Genomic DNA, 6,712 nt, shown 5'->3' on the forward strand with positions numbered 1-6,712 from the left:
GCTTTGTAAAGGGTTGATATATATCCAATTTCAATTTACAAGTTGAAACACTTTTGCGAGTTATAATTGATATTCCTCGGACATTTGAAGCAATTGTGTTACGTAACTTTTATGCTGTTCAATTTCTCATAAGTGACGGTATAACCATGCGTAAAAAGTTAATCCTTACGGCTCTTGCAAGCTCTCTTATTCTTGCTGGATGTGGGCAAGATGCTCAAAATGCCAAGCAAGCGCCATTACCTCTCGTAGCTGTACAGGATGTTAGCGTGATTTCTCATCAGCAAAGTAAGTCGTACATCGGCCGTATTGAAGCGGTTGAAGATACGGCAATTACCGCGCAGGTTTCTGGCTATCTTCAAAGCCGTCATTTCAAAGAAGGCCAAATGGTCGAAAAAGGGCAGCTGCTTTACTCGATAGAGCCTTCATCATTTGAAGCTGAAGTCGCAAGTGCTAAAGCGGCTGTTGCTCAAGCTAACGCCAATCTTAAAAAGGCTGAACTAGATTTCAACCGTGGTAAGAACCTACTTCCTAAAGGCAGTATTTCTCAATCGGAATTCGATGCATTGACGGCAAACCTATTAGGCTCTCAAGCACAGCTTGAAGCTGGTCAAGCTCAGCTAAATGCCGCTAACGTTCAGCTTTCTCATACTAAGATTGTTGCGCCTTTCTCTGGACGTATTAGCGATACCAAAGTGAGCACGGGTGATCTGGTTTCTCCATCTTCTGGCGTATTAACGACTTTAGTTAGCTTAGACCCAATCCATGCATCGTTCAGCATCAGTGAGCGAGAGCGTATCGAGTTAGGTATGGACCGTATTGAAGGAGATGGCAGCAGCGATTCTGATCGTGTTGAGGTGCAAATCATGCTTGAAAATGGCGAAGCATTCGAACACCTAGGTCAGCTCGATTTCTTGGGTAACCGTATCAACCTAAACACTGGTACGATCGCGATGCGCGCGATTGCCGATAACCCAGACCAGCAACTTCTTCCTGGTCAGCACGTTCGTGTTGAGCTGCGTGAGAAGCAATCTATTGATGTTGTAACCATTCCTCGCCGCGCGGTTCAAACCGACCTTGAAGGCGACTTTGTTATGGTGCTAGTTGAAGGTGAAGCTGCTCCTGTTGCAGAGCGTAGAAACATTGAGATGGGCCGACAGGTTGAAGGGGGTGTGATTGTCCACTCTGGTCTAGAGAAAGACGATGCCGTTATTACTCAAGGCCTTCAGCGTGTTCGTAACGGTATGTCTGTTCGCATTCAACCTTCTGCGACTGAGCAATCAGAGTAAGGGGCGTAGATATGTTAAGTCGTTTCTTTATTCAAAGGCCTAAGTTTGCCCTTGTTATATCCATAATATTAACGCTGGCAGGTGCGATCTCTCTCGCTATCTTGCCTGTGGCGGAATACCCAAAAATTAGCCCACCTTCGGTAAGTGTGTCTGCTTTTTACACAGGTGCAAGTGCAGAAGTAGTGGAACAGGCGATAGCCGACCCCATAGAAACGTCGGTGAACGGCGTTGAAGATATGATCTACATGTCTTCAAAGAGTGCTAACGATGGTTCATACAACCTTAACGTGACTTTTGATGTTGGTACTGACCCAGATATGGCTCAGGTCAACGTTCAGAACCGAGTTGCTCAAATCGAATCGAAGCTTCCACAAGAAGTTCGAATGGTGGGTGTCACTGTTAAAAAGCGTTCGCCAGACCTTTTGATGGTATTGAACTTTTACTCGCCAAATGGTGAGTACGATGACCAATTCCTGATCAACTACGTTAACCTAAACATTAAAGACCAACTGGCTCGTGTGAAGGGCATCAGTGAAGTTAACGTGTTGGGTGGTGGTGAGTACGCGATGCGTGTTTGGTTAGACCCTGAGAAAATGGCTAACCTCAATATCACCACTTCTGATGTGAACCGTGCTTTGGCGGAACAGAATGTTCAGGTTGCTGCTGGTCGTATTGGTGCTGCACCTTATAACAACGCACAAGAAGTACAATTCAACTTGGTAACAAAAGGCCGACTGGAAACGGCGGATGAGTTCGAGAACGTTGTACTTCGCGCCACTCAAGATGGCTCAACGGTTTACTTAAAAGACATTGCACGTGTTGAGCTTGGTAAAAAGTTCTACGATGGCAATGGTAAATACCGTGGTCAAGACGCTTCAATCGTAACGCTGTCACTTCAGTCAGACGCTAATGCTCTGGAAAGTGGTAAAGCGGTGATGGCGATGCTAGAGAACCTAAGCAAGAACTTCCCAGAAGGTGTGGCTTATGAAGCGAGTTACGACACCACTGTTTTCGTTGCTAAGTCGATCAAAGGCGTAGTAAAAACTCTAATCGAAGCTATTTTGCTGGTAATTGCAGTAACCTACCTGTTCTTAGGTAGTGCGCGTGCAACCTTGATTCCGGTTGTTGCGATCCCTGTATCTTTGATCGGTACGTTTGCCATCATGCAGATGACGGGCTTTACCATTAATACTGTAACCCTGTTTGGTTTGATATTGGCGATTGGTATCGTAGTTGATGATGCAATCTTGGTTATCGAGAACGTTGATACCACGATGGCTAAAGACCCAACCATTTCTCCACGTAAAGCTACGCTGATCGCGATGAAAGAAGTAACGGGTCCGATCATTACTTCAACCTTGGTACTACTTGCGGTATTCATCCCTGTTGCAATGCTTCCGGGTATTACTGGCATCATGTATCGTCAGTTCGCTCTGACTATCTGTATCGCGGTTGTTATCTCTTCAATTAACGCATTAACGCTATCACCTGCATTGTGTTCACTGGTTCTTAAGCAGGGTGGTGGTAACACGGCTCGTTGGTACCAAGCCTTTAACCGTGGTCTAGAATCTGTTACTAACAAATACGGTCAAGTAGCAGGCTTCTTAGTTAAGAAAGGCGTTCTGCTGTTCACTTTCTTCTTCGTAGCTTTGGCGGCTGTGACTTACTTTGCGAAGACAACGTCTACGGCGTTCGTACCTCAAGAAGATAAAGGTATTTTGCTGGTTAACGTTCAGCTTCCTGACGCGGCATCTTTATCTCGTACAGAAGAGGTGACTAAGCAGCTACTTGAAATGGTTGAACAGGAGCCGGGTGTCGACGGTGTGACACTGGTTAACGGCTACGCATTCATGACAGGCGCTTCTGCGTCGAATGGTGCGTCGATGTTCATCAAGCTTCACGATTGGAACATGCGTAACGCACTGGATGGTCAACATTCAGCACAGGCTATCTCACAGCGTATTAATGGACGGGCTGCGACTGAACTTCCTCACGCGATTGTATTTGCAATGGGACCGCCAGCGGTACCAGGTATGGGTGCAGCGTCTGGTTTTGAATTTGTCCTAGAAGACACTTTAGGCCGTAGCCGTACTGACCTAGCGATGGTGATGAATGACGTGATTACTGAGGCGACCAAGCAGCCTGAGATTTCACATACATTCAGTACTTTCCGCGCCAACGTACCTCACTACTATGTCGATATTGACCGTGAGAAAGCGCAGCAGCTAGGTATTCCGTTGTCGGAAATCTTCCAAACACTGCAAGGTAATCTTGGCTCGTTGTACGTGAACGACTTCACCATGTTTGGTAAGAACTTCCGTGTAACCATGCAAGCAGACAGTGACCACCGTAGCAGCATGGATGACCTACAACGATTCCACGTACGCTCTTCTGCTGGTGAGATGATCCCGCTAAGTACGCTTGTGACTTACGATCAGATCTTTGAACCCGATGTAGCATGGCGTTACAACATGTACCGCAGTGCAGTAATCCAAGGCCAGCCAGCACCGGGTTACTCAAGTGGTGATGCGATTGCGGCGATGGAACGTGTAGCGGCAGAAGTTCTGCCACAAGGTTACCAGTACGAATGGACAGGTATGGCTTACCAAGAAGTATTAGCAGGCAACCAAGCGATCTTCGCGTTTGCATTGGCGCTGATCTTCATCTACTTGTTCATGGTGGCTCAATACGAGAGCTGGACAATACCTATTGCGATTATCTTAGTTGTACCTGTGGCAACCTTAGGTTCTTTCTTGGCGTTGAACCTAACAGGCACACCGTTGAACCTTTACGCACAGATTGGTTTGGTTCTCTTGATAGCCTTGGCCGCGAAGAACGCAATTTTGATTGTGGAATTCGCGAAGGTCGAGCGTGAGGAGAAAGACGCACCGATCGTCGATGCGGCAGTGAAGGGCGGTACTCTACGTTTCCGAGCTGTAAACATGACGTCTTGGTCGTTTATCTTGGGTATCTTCCCACTGATCTTTGCAGCCGGTGCTGGTCACGTGAGTCAGAACTCTCTGGGTATTTCATTGATCGGTGGCCTGCTATGTGTGTTGTTGGCGGGTACTTTCCTAATCCCAGGCTTCTATGCATTTGTGCAGCGTAAACGTGAAAAAGCACACGGTGGTAATACTAAATTAGTGCCACTTGATGATGAGTAGAAGAAGTCACTTTTCATAAAGCGGATTTTTTGTAAAGACTAAATCCTCGTAAAAACTGAGGCTTAGCAGTGTGCTAAGCCTTTTTCTATGCGTCAGAGTAATAAAAATGCTTTTTATATAATCAAATCTTTATTATGTGATAGAGCTAACACTCTATTTTGTGTTTTCTAATAAAATGATGTTTTATTGGTAAGTTGCTGTTTAATAATGAAATACAGGTGTTCAGCTAACGCTTGTATGCTCGAAACTATTTGCACAATAGTGTGAACTGTTTCAAAATTACGAAGTTATATTGAAATTTTTTGTGCATTGAGGTTCTTATGAAGGTCATTGATTTACTTAAACACCGAGGCGACAGCTTGTCATCGCAACACTCAGAGTTTATGCAATGGATGTCTCCAGCTCTTAGAGATTACTGGGGCGACTTTCTGAACCGCACACAAAACAGCCACTTCTTTGCATGGGTTCGTGATCACCACAAACCTGCGGTAAACGAAGATGTGCCAGTAGAGCAACCAATCGTACTAAAACCAGAAGCACAACTTGTGTTTGATGAGCTGAACGAGAAGATTGGTGAAGTTATTCATACTGGTGACTGGATCAATGTAAGCCAAGATCGTATCAACCAATTCGGTCTTGTGACTGAAGATATGCAGTGGATCCATACAGAGCCTGAGAAAGCAGAAACTGATTCTCCGTTCAAAACGACGATTGCGCATGGTTTCCTAACTTTGTCTTTGCTTCCTCGTTTGACTGACAGCGTTGATCCTGACAAGTCTCAATTCCCAACAGCTAAAATGGTTGTGAACATTGGTCTTAACCAAGTTCGTTTCCCATACCCTGTAAAATCGGGCAGCAACGTTCGTGCGAAAAGTACGTTAACGAAAGTAACACCAATTAAGAAAGGTCTAGAGATCGAACGCGAGATCCGCGTAGAAATCGAAGGTGTTCGTCGCCCTGGCGCGGTTATCGTTTCAGTGATTCAACTTCACTTCTAAGTGGTTTGAAAGTAAGCGATTTATAAAGATTCAAAAAAAGAGAGAGCGTGATGCTCTCTCTTTTTGTTTTCATAAGATAAAACTTACTCACTTATTTGATGCGAGTGTAGCCGTATTCTTCAATCAGGTCTTGGCCTTGTTTGGATTTCACGAACTTGATGAAGTCTTTGCTCTCTTCAGAAACTGAATCCTTCTTGTGCAGCAACAAGAATGGGCGAGCCAGCTCATAGCTATGGTTAGCGATGTTCTTAGATGTCGGTTCTACACCTTCAAAAGTGATGGCCTTGATTGAACGATCAATTGAGCCAACAGAGATAAAGCCAATCGCGTGCGGGTTGTGGTTCACGATGGTTTTAACCATACTGTTGCTGTTAACCACCAAGTTATTTGGGTTGATGTCAGACACTAAACGGTCGTTAATGATCTTCGTTAAACCAAGCAAACTTTCGAAGCTGTAGCGTGAACCTGAAGACGCTTCACGAGTTACCACCGCGATAGGTTGATCGGCACCACCCACTTGTTTCCAGTTGGTGATTTTACCTTTGTAGATATCAAACAGTTGTTCGCGAGAAACGTTATTCACGTTATTTGAGCGGTTAGTTACAACAGCTAAACCGTCAAAAGCAATTGGGAATACTTTGAGTTTGTCGCTCTGCTCTTGATCAGTTAAGTAACGTGAGCTCATACCGATATCAGCCACACCTTTATTAACCAAGGTAATACCCGCTGTCGAGCCGATGCCCTGAACCGCGATATAGTTCTCAGGGTGAGTCTTGTTGTACTCCTCTGCTAATACGTCCATCACTCGAGAAACAGAAGTGGAGCCCGAAATATTGGTTTCTTGCGCTAAAGCAGCATGAGAAGACAGGGCTAAGGATAAAAGAGAGGCAAGCGCGACTCGTAACATAAACAACTCCTAGTTAATAACATTTGTCGCATATCATAGGTGGGTTATATGACACTTTTGTGAAATTCCATATGCTTGCTTTATGGTGAAAAGGGCTAATGAATGTTTGGTTTGAGACAGCGCTAGTGAGTATGATTGGTTTATGGGAGCGCGGTCGGGATTTTGTTTGGGAGGGTTCGCTAAAATTTCAGTTGAGTCCTAAACTTTCAAAAGGGATTTCAACTTTGAGAATTTCTATGAAGTTACAAGGAGTGTTATGTCCGTCATTCATATAGAACTTAATCGTCTTCTCGTTGGGGCTGAAAAGCTCTGTACTTCCCGTAATAGCAGTTTACCTGTTGAGTTAGGCAAATGTAG

Annotated in this window: 4 protein-coding genes; 3 read left to right on the top strand and 1 reads right to left on the bottom strand. The window is 44.9% G+C overall.

Going from position 1 to position 6,712, the window contains the following annotated elements; genetic code table 11:
* Positions 1 to 146: 146 nt before the first annotated feature.
* The 3 genes from BCT81_RS07010 to BCT81_RS07020 all read left to right on the top strand — a co-directional run bounded on the left by BCT81_RS07010 (position 147) and on the right by BCT81_RS07020 (position 5,448).
* Positions 147 to 1,286 carry an efflux RND transporter periplasmic adaptor subunit gene (locus BCT81_RS07010; protein ID WP_102423658.1) on the top strand — a complete coding sequence of 380 codons (1,140 nt, stop codon included), beginning with the start codon at positions 147 to 149 and terminating at the stop codon, positions 1,284 to 1,286.
* Between the two features lie 11 nt (positions 1,287 to 1,297).
* Positions 1,298 to 4,450, top strand: a complete 3,153-nt coding sequence (locus BCT81_RS07015; RefSeq protein WP_102423659.1) for an efflux RND transporter permease subunit — start codon at positions 1,298 to 1,300, stop codon at positions 4,448 to 4,450.
* A gap of 320 nt (positions 4,451 to 4,770) precedes the next feature.
* Complete coding sequence (locus BCT81_RS07020) at positions 4,771 to 5,448, top strand: MaoC family dehydratase (protein WP_102423660.1); 678 nt, start codon at positions 4,771 to 4,773, stop codon at positions 5,446 to 5,448.
* Positions 5,449 to 5,539: 91 nt separating this feature from the next.
* On the opposite strand, the gene BCT81_RS07025 is transcribed toward BCT81_RS07020, so the two are convergent.
* The gene (locus BCT81_RS07025) at positions 5,540 to 6,355 is read right to left on the bottom strand and encodes a phosphate ABC transporter substrate-binding protein (RefSeq protein ID WP_102423661.1); all 816 of its coding nucleotides are present in this window, start codon (positions 6,353 to 6,355) and stop codon (positions 5,540 to 5,542) included.
* Positions 6,356 to 6,712: the final 357 nt, after the last annotated feature.

It is taken from the genome of Vibrio sp. 10N.261.52.A1 (assembly GCF_002876325.1).
GTDB classification, from domain to species: Bacteria; Pseudomonadota; Gammaproteobacteria; order Enterobacterales; family Vibrionaceae; genus Vibrio; species Vibrio chagasii.

Bases quoted from the DNA above. Each gene is read 5' to 3' on its own strand.
- BCT81_RS07020 (WP_102423660.1), top strand. From the start codon at position 4,771: ATGAAGGTCATTGATTTACTTAAACACCGAGGCGACAGCTTGTCATCG.
- BCT81_RS07010 (WP_102423658.1), top strand. From the start codon at position 147: ATGCGTAAAAAGTTAATCCTTACGGCTCTTGCAAGCTCTCTTATTCTT.
- BCT81_RS07015 (WP_102423659.1), top strand. From the start codon at position 1,298: ATGTTAAGTCGTTTCTTTATTCAAAGGCCTAAGTTTGCCCTTGTTATA.
- BCT81_RS07025 (WP_102423661.1), bottom strand. From the start codon at position 6,355: ATGTTACGAGTCGCGCTTGCCTCTCTTTTATCCTTAGCCCTGTCTTCT.